This window comes from Pseudomonas sp. 3-2 (genome assembly GCF_019710535.1).
GTDB lineage: Bacteria > Pseudomonadota > Gammaproteobacteria > Pseudomonadales > Pseudomonadaceae > Aquipseudomonas > Aquipseudomonas pharyngis.
The window spans coordinates 6282738-6301745 of the sequence record NZ_CP081200.1; the positions used below are offsets into that span (position 1 = coordinate 6282738).

15 protein-coding genes are annotated in these 19008 nt (G+C 59.8%); 1 reads left to right on the forward strand and 14 read right to left on the reverse strand.

All coding sequences use genetic code 11. From position 1 onward, the window contains the following. From tssJ to tssA, 14 genes are all read right to left on the reverse strand, one after another. On the reverse strand, positions 1-501 hold the full coding sequence (gene tssJ, locus K3819_RS28665; protein ID WP_221398346.1) for a type VI secretion system lipoprotein TssJ: 501 nt from the start codon (positions 499-501) through the stop codon (positions 1-3). Between the two features lie 5 nt (positions 502-506). Then, positions 507-1700 (reverse strand): type VI secretion system-associated FHA domain protein TagH, encoded by a 1194-nt coding sequence (gene tagH, locus K3819_RS28670; RefSeq protein ID WP_221398347.1) that lies wholly within the window; start codon positions 1698-1700, stop codon positions 507-509. Positions 1701-1718: 18 nt separating this feature from the next. Continuing rightward, complete coding sequence (locus tag K3819_RS28675; RefSeq protein ID WP_003229566.1) at positions 1719-1859, reverse strand: hypothetical protein; 141 nt, start codon at positions 1857-1859, stop codon at positions 1719-1721. Positions 1860-1952: 93 nt separating this feature from the next. Next, positions 1953-3479: a sigma-54-dependent Fis family transcriptional regulator gene (locus tag K3819_RS28680; RefSeq protein ID WP_085747929.1), complete on the reverse strand. Its 1527-nt coding sequence runs from the start codon at positions 3477-3479 to the stop codon at positions 1953-1955. A gap of 10 nt (positions 3480-3489) precedes the next feature. Then, positions 3490-6147, reverse strand: coding sequence for a type VI secretion system ATPase TssH (gene tssH, locus K3819_RS28685; protein WP_221398348.1), 2658 nt, complete (start codon positions 6145-6147; stop codon positions 3490-3492). A gap of 11 nt (positions 6148-6158) precedes the next feature. Continuing rightward, on the reverse strand, positions 6159-7166 hold the full coding sequence (gene tssG, locus K3819_RS28690) for a type VI secretion system baseplate subunit TssG (protein ID WP_085612408.1): 1008 nt from the start codon (positions 7164-7166) through the stop codon (positions 6159-6161). Then, the gene (gene tssF / locus K3819_RS28695; RefSeq protein WP_011336593.1) at positions 7130-8917 is read right to left on the reverse strand and encodes a type VI secretion system baseplate subunit TssF; all 1788 of its coding nucleotides are present in this window, start codon (positions 8915-8917) and stop codon (positions 7130-7132) included. Before tssF ends, tssG begins: the two co-directional genes overlap by 37 nt. 62 nt (positions 8918-8979) lie before the next feature. Beyond that, positions 8980-9393, reverse strand: a complete 414-nt coding sequence (locus tag K3819_RS28700) for a hypothetical protein (protein WP_221398349.1) — start codon at positions 9391-9393, stop codon at positions 8980-8982. Continuing rightward, complete coding sequence (locus K3819_RS28705) at positions 9393-10331, reverse strand: DUF6402 family protein (RefSeq protein ID WP_085612410.1); 939 nt, start codon at positions 10329-10331, stop codon at positions 9393-9395. Before K3819_RS28705 ends, K3819_RS28700 begins: the two co-directional genes overlap by 1 nt. A gap of 59 nt (positions 10332-10390) precedes the next feature. Next, positions 10391-10915 carry a PAAR domain-containing protein gene (locus K3819_RS28710; protein WP_085612411.1) on the reverse strand — a complete coding sequence of 175 codons (525 nt, stop codon included), beginning with the start codon at positions 10913-10915 and terminating at the stop codon, positions 10391-10393. Between the two features lie 11 nt (positions 10916-10926). After that, positions 10927-11334, reverse strand: coding sequence for a type VI secretion system baseplate subunit TssE (gene tssE, locus K3819_RS28715; RefSeq protein WP_039765135.1), 408 nt, complete (start codon positions 11332-11334; stop codon positions 10927-10929). Between the two features lie 9 nt (positions 11335-11343). After that, on the reverse strand, positions 11344-12819 hold the full coding sequence (tssC, locus tag K3819_RS28720) for a type VI secretion system contractile sheath large subunit (RefSeq protein ID WP_011336600.1): 1476 nt from the start codon (positions 12817-12819) through the stop codon (positions 11344-11346). A gap of 28 nt (positions 12820-12847) precedes the next feature. Beyond that, positions 12848-13351, reverse strand: coding sequence for a type VI secretion system contractile sheath small subunit (gene tssB / locus K3819_RS28725; RefSeq protein WP_003229587.1), 504 nt, complete (start codon positions 13349-13351; stop codon positions 12848-12850). Between the two features lie 32 nt (positions 13352-13383). Next, complete coding sequence (gene tssA / locus K3819_RS28730; RefSeq protein WP_039765132.1) at positions 13384-14946, reverse strand: type VI secretion system protein TssA; 1563 nt, start codon at positions 14944-14946, stop codon at positions 13384-13386. A 715-nt stretch (positions 14947-15661) separates the two neighbouring features. On the opposite strand from tssA, the gene tssI reads away from it, so the two are divergent. Continuing rightward, on the forward strand, positions 15662-19003 hold the full coding sequence (tssI, locus tag K3819_RS28735; RefSeq protein WP_221398350.1) for a type VI secretion system tip protein TssI/VgrG: 3342 nt from the start codon (positions 15662-15664) through the stop codon (positions 19001-19003). The last annotated feature ends 5 nt before the right edge of the window (positions 19004-19008 follow it).

Here is a 19008-nt window from a genome sequence, read left to right on the forward strand (position 1 = left end):
TCAGTCATCCGCCTTGGCGAGCACTTCGTTGGTCTTGCGGATACCGGCCTGATCCAGGGTCAGATCGGCTTCGGTGACTTCCAGCGGTGTGATCGGGAACGTGTGGCGCCATTTGGTTTCCGGCAGGTCGCGGTACGCGGCGAGGATACCGATGAAGCGGCTGCCCTCCTCCACGCTGAGTTTCAGTTCCACGGTTTCACCCGGGCGCAGTTCGAGTTCTTCGCTGGCCACCAGATCCGGGTTGAGGGATTCCTTGGCGCGCTCGTAGAGGCTGAAGAAATCGGCGTTCTCGAAGGTCACCGGGTGCTTGAGTTCGAACAGGCGCACCACGATCGGCGACGGACGACCGTTGAGGTCAGGGTTCAGTTGATCGCTGCCGGTCAGCTTCAGGTTGATCTTGGTCACTTTCGAATACGGCGACAGCGACGAACAACCGGCGAGCAGCACCAACAGGGTGAGCGCGGTCAGCGTCTTGAAAAAAACGGTCGAGCGGCGAGACATGCGCATCATCCTTGGTGGTCGGTGTGGAGGGTGGAGATCAGGCGGATCTGTTCTTCGTAGGCCTGGGCGAAGTCGCGAGCCAGCAGGCGCTCGCTCCAGTCGTCGTCCTGACGCAGCGCATGGTGGTAACGGTTGAACGCTCTCCAGCGCCCGCCAGCGGTGGCGAGCAACGGCTTGTTGTCGCGCTCGAAACGCAGGGTCAGTTGCTCCGGCGAGAAGTGCTCCAGGGTGCCGCGCACCGCCGCGCGGCTGGCGGTCAGCAGCGCCACCTGATGCGCCTGCAAGTCGCGGAACGCACGGGAGATCGCCTGCTCGGCCGGCAAGTGGCCCGGCTTGTGCGGCTGCAACAGGATGTCCAGCGCTTCGCTCGGGTCGACGGCGAATTTCAGCGGATTCTTGTTGGTGCCTTGTACGGTGGTCTGGGCCAGACGCAGTTCGTTCTTCAGCTCGGAACGGGTGCGCAGGCTCTGTTGCAGACCGCCGACGCTCTGGCGCAGCAGACGTGCAGCGTTAAGCGCAAGAGCTTCACGCTCGTCGTGGCTGAGGTTCTTCACGTTCACACCAAGGGCCGCGCCGAATTTATCCCAGAAGGTTTCGCTCTGACGCTCGACCGCTTTCGGCGCCGGTGCGGGCTCAGGCGTGGGCTCGACGATCAGCTCCGGCACCATCAGGCTTTCCATGTCGATACGCGCATAGTCGGCGCGCTGACGGGAGTCTTCAGGGTCGGTCACCGGTGCGAGCATTTCCTCGAATTCCGAGTACACGCGCTCTTGCTGCTCCAGCGACTTCAGCGGGTCGAGGTCGAGGAACGCGTCGTCCGGAATGATGGTGCCGGCGGCGCGTGGCAGGCCGACTTCACCGTCGAACGTCGCCGGGTCGCGCACCAGTCGTGCGCGAATCTCGAAGTCGCCCAGCACGTAGGTGCTGCCGTGCTCGATGCGCACCGGTTCGCCCTTGTGCAGGCGTGCGCCGCTGTCGCCGTCCTGCACACCGTTGCTGCTGGTGTCGGTCAGGAAAAACGTGCCCTCACGATAGCTGACAATCGCGTGGTGATTGGACAAGTGACGCTTGCGGTCAGGGATGATCCAGTCGCAGTCCTCGCCCCGCCCGATCACGCCACCGGCCTGTTTGAAGGTCCGCTGGCACAGCTCGGTGGGCACGAACTGCTTGGTGTTCAGCATTTCGAAAACCAATTCCATGTTTGATGCTCCTTGCGGTCACTTGCCGCGATTGACCGCCTGCGGATCACCCAACGGGCGGTAATCGTTATCGTTGAATTTGTAATTGCCGCTGCAACCGCCGAGGCCGCATAGAACGACGAGGGTCAGCAGGACAGCGTGCCAGTGACGAACAGACATCAGAGGGTCTCCAGGTGTAGACAAAGCACAAAGCGCCGACCCTTGCGGGCGGCGCTGAAATAGGTGTTCGAGGTGAATCCGACGGACTTTCGCCTACCCATCGAAATCACCCAGATTGATGTTCAAGCGGCCGAGCCGGTACAGCAGCGTGCGGCGCGGCAAGCCCAGTTCGCGGGCGGCGAGCGTCTGGTTGCCGTCGTTCTTGCGAAGGCAATCGAGCAACAGATTGCGTTCGACCGCTTCCAGTCGTTCGCGCAGATTGAGGCCGCAGTGGTCTTCCGGCACCGGCGCCGATTCCAGGCGCAGCGAGAAATGCTCGGCCAGCAACTCGCCGCCCTCGCACAACAGCACCGCCCGCTCGACCAGGCCTTTGAGTTCACGCACGTTGCCGGGAAAGGTGTAGCCGGACAGGTGTTCAAGCGCCGCGTCCGACCAGCGCACCGGGTCACGTTGCAGGAAAGTGCAGGCCTTGTCGGCAAAGTGTTTGGCCAGGTCGAGGATGTCGCCTTCACGCTGACGCAGGGCCGGCAGCTCGATCGGGAATTGCGCGAGGCGGTAGTACAGGTCCTCGCGGAATTTGCCTTCGCTGACCAGCACCGACAGATCGCGGTGCGTTGCAGCGATGATGCGCACGTCGATCTTGTGGGTGTCGTTGGAACCCAGCGGACGGATCTCGCCTTCCTGCAACACGCGCAGCAACTTGGCTTGCAGCGACAGCGGCATGTCGCCGATTTCATCGAGCAACAGAGTGCCGCCGTTGGCCGCGTCGAACAGCCCGGCGCGGTCGCGATCGGCACCGGTGAAAGCACCTTTGCGGTAGCCGAACAACTCGCTTTCCAACAGGTTTTCCGGGAACGCTGCGCAGTTCTGCACGATGAACGCTTGCGACCGACGCGGGCCGCAATCGTGGATCGCCCGCGCGACCACTTCCTTGCCGGTGCCGGTCTCGCCACGCAACAGCACGGTGTACGGGCTGTGCAGGACTTTGCTGATCAGCGAGTAGGTCTGGCGCATTGCCGCGCTCTTGCCGATCAGGCCGTAGCCGCTGGCACTCGGCAGGCTGCGCACGACCGGCGCGGCCGCATCCACTGGCTGGCGCAGGCGTTGCAGCAAGTGCAACTGACCAAGCACGAACGAGCCGAGCTGGCCGAGAGAATCGGCAAACCCTTGCAGGTTGATGTGGCGACGGCTGGCGCACAGCAACAGGCCTTCGACGGCCTTCTGCTGATTGACCAGAGGCACGCACAACAGCGACTGCCACGGCGTGGACGACGCCGGCAGAAAACTGGTTTCGTGCAGGCTGCCGCCCAGGTCGTCGAAGCTCACCACGCGGTTCTGGCACAGGGCGAACTGCAACAGTTGCTCGCCGTTGTAGTCCGCCGGCAGGCTCGCCGCACTGCGCGGTTGCAGCACGCCGTCGAGGCATTCGGCGTTCATCCCCAGCGACGTGTGCGTGGCATCCAGCAAGTACAGCTGCGTCAGTTCGCAACCGCTCAGCCCGGCCAGACCGCGCACGAAGTCACCCAGCAGCGCAGCACCGTCCGCCGCGCGCGACAGGCTGGCGAACTGCGCCAGCAAGGCTTCGGCATAGAGCAGTGGCTGCGGCACTTGAGTGAACATCACACTCACCTCAGGCGAACTCGCAGGTCACGCTGGCTTCACCGTCGAGCGTCGCATGCACGCGCTTGAGGCTTTCACCGGTGGCCATGGCGTCGAGCAAACGGTCGGCCACCAGCGGCAGCACGTGCTGGTCGAGCAAGTGGTCGATCAGGCGTGCACCGCTTTCGCTTTGGGTGCAGCGCTCGGACAGGTGATCGACGAGGTTCTGGCACCAGGTGAAGTCCAGCTGGCGACGGTTCAGACGCTCGCCCAGACGACCGAGCTTGATCTCGATCAGCTCGCGCAGCACCGGGCCGCCGACCGGGTAGTACGGCACCACTTTCATCCGCGCCAGCAGCGCCGGTTTGAAGTGTTTGCTGAGCACCGGGCGAATGGTTTCTTCCAGCACTTCGGCGGTCGGACGCGCGCCGTCTTCGCAGAGGTCGCTGATCTTGTCGCTGCCCAGGTTCGAGGTCATCAGGATCAACGTATTACGGAAGTCGATCTCGCGACCTTCGCCGTCGTTGGCCACACCTTTGTCGAAGATTTGGTAGAACAGATTGAGCACGTCCGGGTCGGCTTTCTCGACTTCATCGAGCAGCACCACCGAGTACGGCTTTTGGCGCACGGCTTCGGTGAGCATGCCGCCCTCGCCGTAACCAACGTAGCCTGGCGGTGCACCGATCAGGCGGGAAACGGTGTGCTTCTCCTGGAACTCGGACATGTTGATGGTGGTGATGAAACGGTCGCCGCCGTACAGCAGGTCGGCGAGCGCCAGGGCGGTTTCGGTCTTGCCGACGCCGCTCGGGCCGACCAGCAGGAACACGCCGACCGGTGCATCAGGCTTGTTCAGGCCGGCAGCGGTGGCGCGCATCGAGCGATCCAGTGCGTGCACGGCTTGTTCCTGACCACGGATGCGGGTGCGCAGGTCGGTGGCGAAGCTTGCGACTTTGGCGTTGTGTTCGCGGGCCAGTTGCGCCAGCGGCACGCCGGTCCAGGCGCTGATCACTTCGGCCACCAGACGCGGGCAGACTTCGAAGCTGACCAGACGCTCCTTGACCTGTGCGGCGGTCAGGGCGCTGTGGGTTTCGTTGAGTTGCGCTTCCAGCGCTTCTACGCTCTGGCCTTCTTCAACCTCAGCAGCAACGCTTTCGATCACGGTGCCTTCGGCGTCTTCTTCAACGGTGACCACCGGCTCGACCGCAGCGGCTTCACGGGCCTTGGCCAGTTGCTGGCGCAGTTCCAGCAGACGCTCGGCCAGTTGTTTCTGCTCGGTCCACTGGGTTTCCAGTGCGACCCTTTCCGCTTCGGCTTCGTCCAGACGCGCTTCCAGTGCCTCCAGCGCTTCGTGGTCGATCAGCAGACCGGCTTCGGCATCGCGACGCAGGGCCTGACGCTGACGACCGCCTTCAGCCAGTTCGCCACGCAGGCGCTCCAGGCTTTCCGGGGCGGCGGCGAGACTGATGCGAACACGGGCGCACGCGGTGTCGAGCACATCGACAGCCTTGTCCGGCAGTTGCCGACCGGCCAGGTAACGGGCGGACAGTTCCGCCGCGGAAACCACTGCGTCATCGCGCAGGTAGATGCCGTGGCTCTTTTCGTAGACCTGAGCCAGGCCACGCAGGATGGTGACGGCTTCGCTCACGGTCGGTTCGTGCAGTTGAACCGGTTGGAAGCGACGGGCCAGCGCCGGGTCTTTCTCGAAGTATTTCTTGTACTCGGCCCATGTGGTCGCGGCGATGGTGCGCAGTTCGCCACGAGCCAGTGCCGGCTTCAGCAGGTTGGCCGCGTCGGAACCGCCGGCATTGCCGCCCGCACCGATCAGAGTGTGGGCCTCGTCGATGAACAGGATGATCGGCTTCGGCGAGGCTTTGACCTCGTCGATCACGCCTTTCAGACGACGCTCGAATTCACCTTTGACGCTGGCGCCAGCCTGCAACAGGCCCATGTCCAGCGACAGCAGCTCGACGCCCTTGAGCACCTGCGGCACTTCACCGGCAGCGATGCGCGAGGCCAGGCCTTCGACGATGGCGGTCTTTCCGACACCGGCTTCACCGACCACGATCGGGTTGTTCTTGCGGCGACGGGCGAGGATGTCGACCATCTGGCGGATCGCGCCATCACGGCACAGCACCGGGTCGAGTTTGCCGTCGCGGGCCTGTTGGGTCAGGTTGTGGGTGAAGCGCTCCAGCAGCGATTCGCCCTGGGCGGCCGGTTTACCGTTGGCTGCTGCCTGAGGCTGTTGCGACAGGGCAAACTCCTTCAGGCGATCGATGTTCAGTTTGGCGAGCAACGGCTGGTAGCGGCTGCCGGCGTAGCGCATCGGGTTGCGCAACAGCGCGAGGATCAGCGCCGCGTCTTCGACCGAGGTCTGGCCCAGCTCAAGGTTGGCCACCAGCAGCGCGTCTTGCAGCCACTGCACCAGTTCCGGGGCGAACACCGGGTTGCGCGAAGCGCTGTGCTCGACCCGCGATTGCAGGGCTGCGCTCAGTTCGCCGGCATCAACGTCGGCATCCTGCAGCGCACGGGAGAGCAGACCGTTCGGGCGCTCCAGCAGGCCGAGCAGCAAGTCTTCGACCAGAATCTTGCTGCCGCCACGGGCCACGCAGCGCTCGGCCGAACGCTCCAGATCGCGACGGGTTTCGGCGTCCAGCGCCTGGATGAGTTGTTGCAGGTCTACGTTGATCATGGCTCACGTCCTTAATGAATTTTGCTGCCCAGGGTCACCACGCCGTCTGCTTTTTCGCAGCCCAGCCAACTGGTCCACCCCAGGCGACAGTCGTTCTTCTCGCCAATGCGCAGTTCGCGGATTTCTTCCGGGCGCAGCACCAGGCGAATGTCGTAATCGAGCGGGTCACGCAGGGTGAACCGCACCAGCGCGCAGAGCGGCTGGTAACCGAAACCGATGGGCAGGAATTCGTGGAAGCGTTCCCAGTCGAGTTCGGTGATGTGAATGCGGAATTTGCCGCTGCGATCGCGCACGCGTTCGCCCAGCACCAGGTCTTCACCGAGCAGGCTGTTGGCGAAGCCGAGGCGGTTGCGCTGCTCTTCGAGGATCTCCACGCGGCGCTCGATGCACTGCTCGATGACCAGGTCTTCGTGCTTGAAGTAGTAACGCAGCACCGCTTCGATCAGCGCCGCCGAGTGCGCCCGCAGACTGAGCAGGCCGAGGTACGGCAGCAGGCGTTTCCAGTTCAGTTCCTTGGCCTTGCGGATCTCGTCGCCGCCGAGGCCGATCAGGGCGAACAGCTGTGACGAGAACGGGTCGACCGCGCCGCTCTGGAAGCTCGCGCGGTAACGGTATTTGCGCCAGATCGGCAGCATCAGCCGTTGCAGGCGATGGTGGAACAGGTCGAGGAAGTTGCGCGTCGGGTTGCCGTCTTCGCTGTCGCCCAAGGCCTGCTCGCCATAGAACGCCGGCAACGGTGAACCGGAACCGACCAGACCGATCAGGTTGAACCGCAGGCGCGCGCGCATCTGCCCGTGCTCTTCGAAAAACTCCACGCGATCGACGTCGCTGCGCGGAAATCCGAGGCTCGGGTTGGCCTGGAATTCCAGCTGGTCGTACAAATCGTCTTCGCTCAGGTACGGGTGCGCATCGCGCAGCCGGTCGATCACCAGCAGCACGGCCTGAAACAGCGAGTACTCGCGTATTACCTTCGTCAGCCCGCTTAAAGCAGGGGCTGCAGGCCCATACGTGGTGTCCATTGGTACACCTCTCCCTGTGTGCTTTTTACCCGCAGCTCATGGAATGAATTGAGACTGGCGTAAAGCGCGAAAAACTCGTTGAGAACCGAGGCGAAGACGAACAGATCGCCTTCGCCGATATACCCTTCCGGGTCGATGGTCAGTTCGGTGCGCAGACCGCGTACCGGCAGACCACGGTGCAAGCGGTCCACGTGGTGATGCTTGATGTGCTTGAGGCCGCCGAGCAGGCGTTTGCTGACCTTCTCCGCGTGCTGGTCGTAGTAGCGCGGCAGGTCGTAGGTTTCGAGAATCACCTTCAGTGCATTGACGTCGGCCAGCGACAGATAGTTAAGCGACATGTTGCTGATCAGCTTCCACAGGAAGTCACGGTTCAGCGGCGGCGCGAAACTGGAAGTGGCCGGGGTGATGTTGCGGAAACTCAGGAACTCCGGGGTCTCTTCGCAGGCCATGCAGATCTGCCCGAGCTTGAGTTTGCGCGGCAGGTTCTGGTTGGTGCAGACCAGCTCGATCGACAGGGTTTCATGGGCTTCGGTGTGGCGGATGCCGAAGCTCAGGTAGGTGTCGAGGCCGTCGTGCAACAGCGACGAACGCTGGCGGATGCTGTAATGCGGACGGCTGTTGGGCACGTCGAAACTCGGGTCGTGCTCGAAGGATTCGAACGGCACGTACTCCTGATAACCGAGGCCGCCGGGTTTCCAGCCGGTTACGGTTTCCACCGAGAACACGCCGCAGTTTTCCAGATCGTATTCAGCCGGCAGCAGCAGGTATTCGTCCTGTTTGCCGTCGAGGCGGATCGGCAGTGCGTCGTGCTTGAACAGATTGACGATCGGCGTGCAGAACAGCTTCACGTTATCCAGGGTCGGACGCATGCGCATGATGCCGCTCTTGCGGATGTCGAAGCGCAATTCCAGGCCGCGCATCTGCTTGAGGGTGTCTTCCGGCAGCGCCTTGAGGATGTCCAGACCGTGGACATCGACAAACAGGAACTTGTCCTGGAAGGCGAAATATTCCTGCAGATAGCGATAGCCCCGGAAGGTGTTCAGCGGATACGGGATCAGCGCTTCTTCTTCGGCGAAGCCCACTGGTTTGACCCGGTCACCCGGAATCTTGAACGCCATCGGCTTGCCGCTCACGCCATCGATCGGCTTGCCGGCTCCGTCAAGCGGGATCAGTTCGATACCGTCGAGGTTGCGCAGCAGGCTCAGGTAGAGCATCTGGCTGATATAGCGCTCGCCGGCAAAGTGCAGGCGCAGTTTGCTCAGCTCCAGCTCGCCGAGGTGGCCGTCGGCACTCATCTCCAGGCGCAGGCTTAGCAGCGAACCGTCACCCTTCACCGAGTAGTTGAGCGCGGCCAGATCCAGGGCCATGACTTCGGTCGGGTAGCAGGTGCGGAAGCGGCAGCGCACGTCTTCGATCGGCACGCTCTCGATCGGCGTGTCACGCTCGACCTTCAGCGCCGGCCCGGAACGCTTGAGCGGGTCGAACTGCAGAATGCTGAACGCCGGCAGCGGACGCATGTAGTTCGGCCACAGCAATTGCATCAGCGAATGGCTGAGCTCCGGCAGCTCGTCATCGAGTTTCTGGCGCAGCCGCCCGGTCAGAAACGCAAAGCCTTCCAGCAACCGCTCCACATCCGGATCCCGCCCGGCCTGCCCCAGGAACGGCGCCAGCGCCGGGCTACGCTCGGCGAAACGGCGGCCCAGTTGGCGCAGTGCGGTGAGTTCGCTTTGGTAGTAGTGGTTAAAGGACACGGGTTACCTGCCTGGTAGTGGAACTCATGAAAAAAAACAGTGCTTTATAACGAACGCTGAGTTCAATCATTCCCAATGACTTCATAAGGGGTATTGCTGATAAAACGGTTGAGCCAATGCGTTTTCCATTCCGGCATGCGAATGCCGAAGTGCTGATCACGCTTGTAGAAATCAATCCAGACAATGCCCACAACCCCTGCGTCTTCGTGAGAGCGCATGTCCACTGAGCTACGGTCATACAAAGGAGAGCGAAATACTGCATTCGAATCTCTTTTGTCGGTAATTCGCAAGTAAGCCAGGTCATCAAAAGGTACGAGAGGGCCTCTGACGGAAACATTTTCAATAAGATAGTTCCCTGACTCACTAAGTACAGAACTGCTGGCTTCGCGCTCCAGCATACTTTTCAAGGAAATAATAAAAACACTGATCGCAACAATCAGGAAAAAGAGTACCCATGCATGCCTTCTGATTCGCATCAACTTCTCACCAGCTCAATGGAAACAGGAGCGATACTTTCGTAAAAAATATCGGAAAAAAGCTTGAAGTCCCCACCTTTACCGTGAAGCTTTCTGTATTCCACAAAATGTTTGTTTTGAATAAAGAAAAATCGCTTGTTAGCCATTTCCACAAACCGCTTTTCTGACGTTTCACTCATCCCAAAAATGGATGACTGCATAATCCCGGCGGTTTCTTGATCAATCGCTATATTCTGCGCGTTGGCCTCGACAACTCCGGCGACACCATCGAAATTCCAGTACCCGAGCGGCTGACTGATGAAGTCGTCACCGTCATTAAAGTCATAGTTGTCTTCGACGTAATAGCCCAAGCGGTCTGCAACAAACACGATTTTTTTGTCAAAGACGTTTACAACGCCTTCGGCGATAACGCGCATGTTGAAATTCGCCAATGCCCCACGCAACTCGTCCAGCTCACCGCCACCCATCTGACTGAACGTAACGGCGCGTGAGTTGAAGTAGCCAAACTTCTCGGCTGCACGCCCCTTGCCATTGAACTTTACTGGATAACAACCAGGCCCGGACTTGCCAAACGCCCGCAAGATATTTGTCTTGATTTCAGGCATGGCTTTTTCGTTATTCCATGCCCCTTTCAACTCTTGTCGAGTATCACTGGGCTTCTTGAACTTAAGCACCCAGTCCATCTTGACTATATCTTCCTCAATATATTGTTCAGGCATTGGCCGGGTGTGTTCTTTCTCCTCTTTCTCCATCCCGCCACTGGCATTTTTCCAGGGTTCACCTTTAAACCAATGGCGCATTAGTGCTGCAGCCACTGGCCACTTCATCTTGTCCATCGCAGCTGGGATATCGCTCACTTTGAAATGGCGCACGACGGTAGACTTTCCAGTTTTATTGCTCGCCGGAGTCAAACTAGATGCCACTACTGTGTCTGCCATTTCAGAATCCTCAACTCACACCAGAATCAAAAGTTCATTTCCAGAAACCAGCCTGGCGTTCAGCCAATCATTACTTCTGTTTGCTGCTCAATCACCAACTCCAGGGCTTCAGCTTGATCTGAAGAAATTTTCTGGGTCTTGCCATCGGCACCGGTAACACCGTTGATGATTTTTCCTGAAGCGGTTTTCAGCGTGTATGCAACGCCAGCCAGTGGTTTCCCGCTGTCCTGACAATTGATTACGAAGTGCTCGTTGAACGGCCACTGAATCTCCACCGGCAACGGCGGCACAAACGGCGCCGGCGAATGCGAATTGCCGATAATCACCGTCCCGGATCCAGCCGTGACTTTATTGCCATGAGATCCAACCGAACCGACCGTGGCGGCCGGTTTGCCGTTGATCAGAACCGTGGTCGCCAGATCGCCGACCAACGCACCACCACACGCGGAGGCATCGCCTTCGCGGGCGGCCGCGAGGCCGTCGAAGAACACGTCGCCGGAACCGGCGGCGATCGGGTTGGTGCCGTGGCCGGGGAGCGGGCAAGCGGTGGGGTCGGATACGCGTGCTGCAGGTTTGCCAGACATCGGGGTTCTCCTTAGTTGACCTTCACTTGACCGCTGCCATCCAGGCGCGCGGAGAAACTGACCTGACGCTTGAAACCCTCGACTTCCAGCAGGCCTTCGATGCTGAAGGCCAGGCGGAGCTGATCGTGGTCACGCGGCAGGGAAATGACACGCACGTTGCTCAGGCGCGGCTCGTAGGCTTCGATGAAGCTTTCGATGGCCAGGCGGGCCTGACTCAGGGAGTCGTGCAGGCTCAGGCGCATGTCATTGAGATCGGGCAACCCGTAGTCGGACAGCGTTTGCACGCTGCCGGCCCGGGTGCTGAGCATTTTGGCCAGATGGGCAGCCACCGACGCCATGGCCGAAGCCTCGAGGCTCCTGCCCTTGCGTAGTTCCGCGTCGCCGTTGAGGCGTTCGAAAAGGCTGCCGTATCCGTCCATGAGTCGCTCTTACTCTTTGTCCAGCTTGCCAACCAGCGACAGGGTGAAATCGGCACCCATGTACTTGAAGTGCGGACGCACGTTCAGGCTGACGCGGTACCAGCCCGGCTCGCCTTCAACGTCGCTGACGATCACTTGCGCAGCGCGCAGCGGACGACGGCCACGCACTTCGGCACTCGGGTTTTCCTGGTCGGCCACGTACTGGCGGATCCACTTGTTCAGTTCCAGCTCGAGGTCGGTACGCTCTTTCCACGAACCGAGTTGCTCGCGCTGCAGCACTTTCAGGTAGTGAGCCAGGCGGTTGACGATCATCATGTACGGCAGTTGGGTGCCGAGTTTGTAGTTCAGCTCTGCAGCCTTGCCTTCTGCGCTGATGCCGAAGAACTTCGGCTTCTGCACGGAGCTTGCGGAGAAGAACGCCGCGTTGTCGGAGCCTTTACGCATGGTCAGGGAGATGAAGCCTTCCTCGGCCAGTTCGTATTCACGACGGTCGGAAACCAGAACCTCGGTAGGAATCTTGGTTTCGATTTCGCCCATGCTTTCGAAGTGGTGCAGAGGCAGGTCTTCAACGGCGCCGCCGCTCTGTGGGCCGATGATGTTCGGGCACCAGCGGAATTTGGCGAAGCTGTCGGTCAGCTTGGTGCCGAACGCGTAAGCGGTGTTGCCCCACAGGTAGTGCTCGTGGCTGTTGGCAACGTTTTCCTTGTACACGAACGATTTGACCGGGTTTTCTTCCGGGTCGTACGGGTTACGCAGCAGGAAACGCGGCACGGTCAGACCAACGTAGCGGGAGTCTTCCGAGGTACGGAAGCTCTGCCATTTGGCGAATTGCGGGCCTTCGAAGTGATCTTTCAGATCCTTCAGGTCCGGCAGACCGGTGAAGCTTTCCAGGCCGAAGAATTTCGGGCCGGCGGCGGCGATGAACGGTGCGTGGGACATGCAGGCTACGCTGGACACGTACTGCATCAGCTTCACGTCCGGCGAGCTTGGGGACATGTAGTAGTTGGCAATGATCGCGCCAACCGGCTGACCACCGAACTGGCCGTATTCAGCGGTGTAGATGTGCTTGTACAGGCCCGACTGCATGACTTCCGGCGAGTCTTCGAAATCGTCCAGCAGGTCTTCTTTGGAGACGTTGAGGATTTCGATCTTGATGTTTTCGCGGAAGTTGGTGCGGTCGACCAGCAGTTGCAGGCCACGCCACGACGATTCCAGGGCCTGGAAGTCCGGGTGGTGCAGGATTTCGTCCATCTGACGGCTGAGCTTGGCATCGATCTCGGCGATCATGCGGTCAACCATGGCTTTCTTGACCGGCTCACCGTTGTTCTGCGGCTTGAGCAGCTCTTCGATGAACGCGGACACACCGCGCTTGGCGATGTCGTAGGCTTCGTCGTCCGGCGTCAGGCGGGTTTCGGCGATGATGCTGTCGAGGATGCTGTATTCGCCGTTTTCTGCGGCGTTCTGTTGTGCTGCGCTAGTGCTCATTGTGTTGGCTTCCTTGGCTGCTGGAGTCTCAAGCGTCCGGAGCTGCGGCGTTCAGGCCCAGCTCACCGAGTACGCGACCGCGGGATTCATCGTCGGCGAGCACGCCTTCGATGGCTTTACGGAACGCAGGTGCGTTACCCAGCGGGCCTTTGAGGGCCACCAGCGCGTCGCGCAGTTCCATCAGTTTTTTCAGCTCAGGCACTTGCTCGACCAGGCTGGCCGGGTTGAAGTCCTTCATGGAGTTGACGCGCAGTTGCACAGCCAGCTCGTCGGCCTCGCCATCTTCCTGCAGACGGTTCGGCACGCTCAGCGTCAGACCCAGCTCTTGCTTGGCCAGCACTTCGTCGAAGGTCATCTTGTCGATGCTGATCGGCTTGCGATCCTCGATCTTGCGATCGTCCTTGCGGTGGGTGTAGTCACCGATTGCCAGCAGCTTCAGCGGCAGTTCAATCTCTTCCTGAGCACCGCCGGTGGCGGGTTTGAAGGTGACGTTGATGCGTTCCTTGGGGGCTACCGAGCCTTCTTTGGCCATGGCTTTTCTCCTTGCGGTTGTGGCCCTGGGGCCTATTCGAGTACCACTTCGAGGTCGAGGTGGCACAGCCTGCGATAAATCTCTTCCTTGCGTTCACGTACGGCATGGTTCTGCGGTAACAACTCGCAGCAACTGTGCAGCAGGTGCAGCACTTCCAATGCAAGATCGGGCTCCCAGGCGTGCAGACCTGAGTCCTGTAATGTCTGATCGAGGGTTTCGAGCTGGTTCTTGGCCAGCTCGTATTTCTTGGCCAGGAAACACAGCCGCGCGAGGGCGAACTGCCAGAAGAAGCGTTCGCGGCCGCCGTGCGCCGATTGCAGCCCCTGTTTGAGGATCTGAACTGCGGGCTTGAGGCCTTCCTTGCGCAGGATCGGCTGGACTTCTTCGAGGGCCTTTTCCCAGGCCGGCTGGGTTTCGGCGTTCTCGGTCTCAACCTTGCGCGGCGCGCTGGCGCTTTGCAGGTGCGGCATGACGTTGCCGGCGATCCACGCCCGGGTGGACGGATCGGCGAACGGCGCGCCGTCATGGAAACGCAGCTCGATGATGCCGGGCAGGCGTTGAATCAAAAGCGCGAAGTGGATTTCCACTTCGCGCATGGCCAGCTCGGCGTTGAGGTTCTGGAGACATTCCCAGACCATCCTCTGGCCATCGAACCAGAACGGCGCCTTCGCCAGGCTCGCCTCCAGTTCCACCAGCAGGTCGGCGTATTTGCCCTGATCGAAACGGTCCTGATACTGCTTGAGCTTGTCCACCGGCAACCCGCGCAGCACGGTGATCTGCTCGGCGTTGCGCTCGGGCACCGCGTCGATCGTCATCCACAGCAAGGTGCGGTTGAGGCGCAGGGCGCGCAGGTCGGTGGCTTTCTGCTTGAGCCACCAGGCGCACAGCGGGCGGGCGCTTTCCTGCTGGGCGCGCAGGGCCTTGTGGGCTTCTTTCTCGTTGTCGATCGGCGCGCCGGGCGCCAGCAACTGGCTGGCGGCCTGCTTGACCTGCGCCACCGCCGCCCCCACCACACCGGGTGCCGGCTGGTTGTCGGCGGCGCGCTGGATCATGGTTTTCAGGCGGCGGGAGAGCGGCAGCAGCAGCGGCGCATCATCGCCAAGATGCTCGGTGCAGGCGGCGTCGAGACCGGACAGATGCTCGGACAACTGCCGGAACATCGGCAGCTGTTCCTTGATCGCGATATTTTCGGTGATCACCTGCTCAAGACGCGGCACCAGCCAGCCGATGGCGGCGGCCCGGGTGCGGGGTTTGAGCGGGTGAATCTCGGCCCAGTGGTTTTCCGACAAATGGTGCAGAAAACCGAGGCCGGCCAGCAGGCCGGGGAAGGATTCACGCTGGTACAGCGACCAGGTCAGCCAGGCGCCGACACGCAAATCCTTGGATTGGGTACGCAGGAGGTTTTCACTGTTTTCGCGAATTTTCAGCCAGTCGATCTGCCCGCTTTCGTGCATCGACGAGGCTTTGGCCAGCTCGCTTTCCAGGGCCTCGAATTCGCTCGAGAAACGAACGTCTTCGCCCGCAAAATTCTCTTTGGAAACAGAGACTTTAGCGAGTTCGAGGTAATGGGCGGAAAGTTTGCTTGAGTAGGACATCCATGGCCTTTATCAGGATTACGGTCGTGCGCCTATTGGAGTTGCAGCGGCGCGGGACAGTATCGAAGAGCAGTCGGAAGACTCATCCAATTGAGTGTTTGCTCTTTCAAGTGCGCGCATCGTAATCACTATGATGGCCACTAGCAAGCATCCGTTTAAACAACAAGACGAACTGTTCATTGGGCGGTGTAGGAGATCGCCCTATATGTGACAGGGGTTTCCCTGATGTCCTTTTATATTTCACTTTTTCGCGTATCCATTCCGAAAGCATTGGTCCAGAGCGGCCGGCACGCGGCATCGAGAACATCTGCACGCTCGTTCCACAAGTAAGCGGCGAAAGCATGACAAACCCCGAAAAAATTTGAAGTAGGACTCTTCCGAAAATACACCGCCATTTATTAACAAATGACTGGCGACAACAGACACCATTAAAAGTGCCATCAATTTGATGGCATTTATATGTTTAATAGTCCTGGATCCTTGCCTGCATAAGACTATTACGCAGGATTCCAATCATTCGCCGTCACTTTCTCACAGCCATTTCCCACAATTTCTACCTTGTTTTACAACCCGGAAAGCTCCGACTTAAACAAGCGATCCTTCTTACATAAATCTGTTTAACACCTTGTTAGCGTGCCGGCCAATGTTCGCGTGCGCTGACCAGGGAGGGTTTCGACATCACGCCGTCTTCCCCTCTCTGCTTAAGGACAAGCGTATGCCTGGAGCTGTCAGTTCTGCGCACTTTGCGTTGCTGATTCCTGCCGTTCGCAACGATTTCAAGGTGCTGGCCTTCGAAGGCACCGAGACCATCAGTACCCTTTACTCCCTCCACATCGAACTGGTCAGTGAAGACCCCGACTTCGATATGGAAGGCTTGCTCAGTCAGCCTGCCTTCCTGCAGTTCGGCCTCAACGGCGAAGGCATTCACGGGCGCATCGAAGATGTGTTGGCGGGTGAGTCGGAAAAACGCCTGACCCGCTATCGCCTGACACTGGTGCCGAGCCTCCACTATTTGCAGTTCAGTCACGATCAACGGATTTACCAGGAGCAGACTGTCCCGCAGATCATCACGCAAACGCTCAAGCGACATGGCATCCTCGCCGATGCGTTCACCTTTCATGTCCAGCCCCTCGCGGCACGGGAGTACTGCACCCAATACGGCGAAAGTGATTTCGAGTTCATTCAGCGCTTGTGTGCCGAGGAGGGCATCGCCTGGCATCACCAGCACTCCGCGCAAGGCCATTTGCTGGTGTTCACCGATGACGCGGTGTTCCTCCCGACTTTGCGCGCCACACCCTATCGCCGGGATAGCGGGATGGTCCCGGAATATACGGTGGTCAGCAGGTTTTCCTTGCGCGCCGCCGCTCGGACAAGCCGGGTCACGCGACGCGACTATGACCTGAGGCGACCGACGCTTTTACTCGAAAGCCGCTTCAGCGCTGAATTCACGCCGACACTTGAGGACTATCGATACCCGCTGCTGCTGGAGAACGAAAAGCGCGGCAAGCAGCTGGCCCGTCAGTCTCTGGAACGCCATCGCGCCGACTATGAATTGGTCGAGGGTCAAAGCAACCAACCGACCCTGCGCTGTGGCCATCTGCTTGAACTGACCGAACACCCTCGCCAGAAATACAACGGTCTGTGGCTGCTGCTCGGTGTCACCCACACCGGACGGCAGCCGCAAGTTCTGGAGGAGTCGGCCAGCAGCGAAACTCAATCGGCGGACGGTTTTACCCAAGGCTATCGCAACACCTTCCGCGCGATTCCTGCCGAAGTAGTGTTCCGCCCGCCACTGCCCGCACGCCGGTCACCGCTGGTCAGCCAGACCGCTCGAGTAACCGGCCCCAAAGGGGAAGAGATCTACTGCGATGAGTTCGGCCGCGTAAAAGTCGAATTCCACTGGGACCGCGCTGAATTCAACAGTGAGCGCAGCAGTTGCTGGGTGCGGGTGGCGTCGAGCTGGGCCGGTAACGGTTTCGGTGCCGTCATCCTCCCCCGAATCGGGATGGAAGTGGTGGTGACCTTCGAGGAAGGTGATCCCGACAAGCCGCTGATTACCGGCTGCGTGATCAACAAGATAACCCCCGCGCCGTACAAGCTTCCCGAGCACAAGACCCGAACCGTGCTGCGCAGTCGCAGCTCGCCTGACACGGGTGGCTACAACGAACTGACGCTTGAAGATCGCGCCGGTCAGGAACTGGTTTACCTGCGCGCCCAGCGCGACATGGAGCGGCAGGTTCTCCATGACAGCCGGCTGGCGGTCGGGCGCGATCGATGGGAAAGCATCCAGGGCAGTAGCCAGACGACGGCCGGGAAAATCATCACCGTCGAGGCGGGCCAGCAGGTGCAGATCAAGGCCGGCGCCAGCGTAGTGCTGGATGCCGGCGCCAGCATCACGCTGAAGGCGGGCAGTCACCACATCGTGATCGACAGCGGCGGGATCTTCAGCAGTACCGAGATGGTGGCGAGTGGAAAGACGTCCGCCAGCGGAGCCGCTGATCATCCAGAAGCCGCGATGGCGGGTGCCTTGGCCGCAGGACCAGCAACTGCTTCCACTCAAGCAGCGGAGGAAGGAGAACTCGAAGAAGAGGAGGAAGAGGTCGAACTGGAAGACGAGTTACCTGCTGGCATCACCTTGCGGATCGGCGTGTTTTTCGATGGGACGGGGAACAATCTGTTCAACAGCGAACAGGTGAAAGGCTGCTATGCGCGGGATGTGAATCTTGAGGAGGAAGCCGAGGACATTCGACAGTTCTGCCAGATGCATGGTTATGACGGACAGGGCAATGTGCCGGATAACAGTTATGGGAATGATGCGAGCAATGTGGCGAAGTTGTATGGGTTGTATCGCGATGACCAAAACCGGCAACTGACAGAGGGAGAAAAGATTGGATACATCCCGGTCTACCTTGATGGCATCGGTACAAGTGGTAATGAGGACGACTCGGTTTTCTCGCAAATGACCGGCACAGGTGCACAAGGTGTATTGGCGAAGGTTGAACAAAGCCCAACTAGCATCTTTAAAGGAATTCGACTTTTCGAGTTGGCAAACCCGACCCGTAAGGTTGAGTCAGTTGAGTTCGATATCTTCGGCTTCAGCCGCGGCGCCGCTGCCGCGAGACACTTCGCCAATGAAGTGATGAAAGGCGATCAAAACCCGCTGGCGCAGCTATTGCCGGCGGACTCGCCACTCTTCCCTGAAAGCTTTTCTTGGCGGGAAAACACTGATGTCAGCATCAACTTTATAGGCATCTTCGACACAGCTGCCGCCATAGGCAGCATGGCTGACGGCGACTTCAGCGTCCATGACGCCAACAATCCCGGAGTCAACCTGTATCTGGCGCCGGACATTGCGAAGAAAGTCGTGCACCTGGTTGCGCGGGACGAACGCCGCCACAACTTTTCGCTTAACAGCGCCGGAAACGCCGACATTGTGTTGCCGGGCGTCCATTCCGACCTGGGCGGCGGATACTTACCGAATCTTGTCGAACGGGTACTGCTTAGCAAGCCGCGCTGTAGTCGCGACGTGGACTTCAATACCCCTTCGTCTTCGACCAACGCTTATCGATTGGCTGAGCAAGAGCTCGGCAGGCTTCAGGACCAACTGCATTTCTATGGACTGACGCTTCAAGTCAAAACCTGGGCGGTGGAAACGGCCAGCAACGTCAAGGGTGATCGGCGCAAATCAAAAAATGTCTATGCAGCGGTCTACAGCGAACGAGTCGTGCGCAATGACCTGTCCCTGATTTACCTGCGAATCATGCGGGAGTTGGCGACCAGGCACGGGGTCGAGTTCCAGACAATTGATGAAGAAGATCAGAAATACGTGCTACCAGAAGAACTCAAGAGTATCGCTAAGAAACTGATGACTTATGCGTTGGGCGAAACCCGCAGTATCGATCTGAACCTGAACGAGCAAGCGCTACTCGCGCAACGCTACATTCATCTGTCATCCAACTGGAATGCTGCGAAGGGATTCAACGAAACCGGGCTGAACATCCTGTTTATCAATCGCCCCGCCGACAAGTCCGCTCGTGTGGTGCACCCCAATGCGTGAGAACT

Bases quoted from the DNA above. Each gene is read 5' to 3' on its own strand.
- tssJ (WP_221398346.1), bottom strand. From the start codon at position 501: ATGTCTCGCCGCTCGACCGTTTTTTTCAAGACGCTGACCGCGCTCACC.
- tagH (WP_221398347.1), bottom strand. From the start codon at position 1,700: ATGGAATTGGTTTTCGAAATGCTGAACACCAAGCAGTTCGTGCCCACC.
- K3819_RS28675 (WP_003229566.1), bottom strand. From the start codon at position 1,859: ATGTCTGTTCGTCACTGGCACGCTGTCCTGCTGACCCTCGTCGTTCTA.
- K3819_RS28680 (WP_085747929.1), bottom strand. From the start codon at position 3,479: ATGTTCACTCAAGTGCCGCAGCCACTGCTCTATGCCGAAGCCTTGCTG.
- tssH (WP_221398348.1), bottom strand. From the start codon at position 6,147: ATGATCAACGTAGACCTGCAACAACTCATCCAGGCGCTGGACGCCGAA.
- tssG (WP_085612408.1), bottom strand. From the start codon at position 7,166: ATGGACACCACGTATGGGCCTGCAGCCCCTGCTTTAAGCGGGCTGACG.
- K3819_RS28700 (WP_221398349.1), bottom strand. From the start codon at position 9,393: ATGCGAATCAGAAGGCATGCATGGGTACTCTTTTTCCTGATTGTTGCG.
- K3819_RS28705 (WP_085612410.1), bottom strand. From the start codon at position 10,331: ATGGCAGACACAGTAGTGGCATCTAGTTTGACTCCGGCGAGCAATAAA.
- K3819_RS28710 (WP_085612411.1), bottom strand. From the start codon at position 10,915: ATGTCTGGCAAACCTGCAGCACGCGTATCCGACCCCACCGCTTGCCCG.
- tssE (WP_039765135.1), bottom strand. From the start codon at position 11,334: ATGGACGGATACGGCAGCCTTTTCGAACGCCTCAACGGCGACGCGGAA.
- tssC (WP_011336600.1), bottom strand. From the start codon at position 12,819: ATGAGCACTAGCGCAGCACAACAGAACGCCGCAGAAAACGGCGAATAC.
- tssB (WP_003229587.1), bottom strand. From the start codon at position 13,351: ATGGCCAAAGAAGGCTCGGTAGCCCCCAAGGAACGCATCAACGTCACC.
- tssA (WP_039765132.1), bottom strand. From the start codon at position 14,946: ATGTCCTACTCAAGCAAACTTTCCGCCCATTACCTCGAACTCGCTAAA.
- tssI (WP_221398350.1), top strand. From the start codon at position 15,662: ATGCCTGGAGCTGTCAGTTCTGCGCACTTTGCGTTGCTGATTCCTGCC.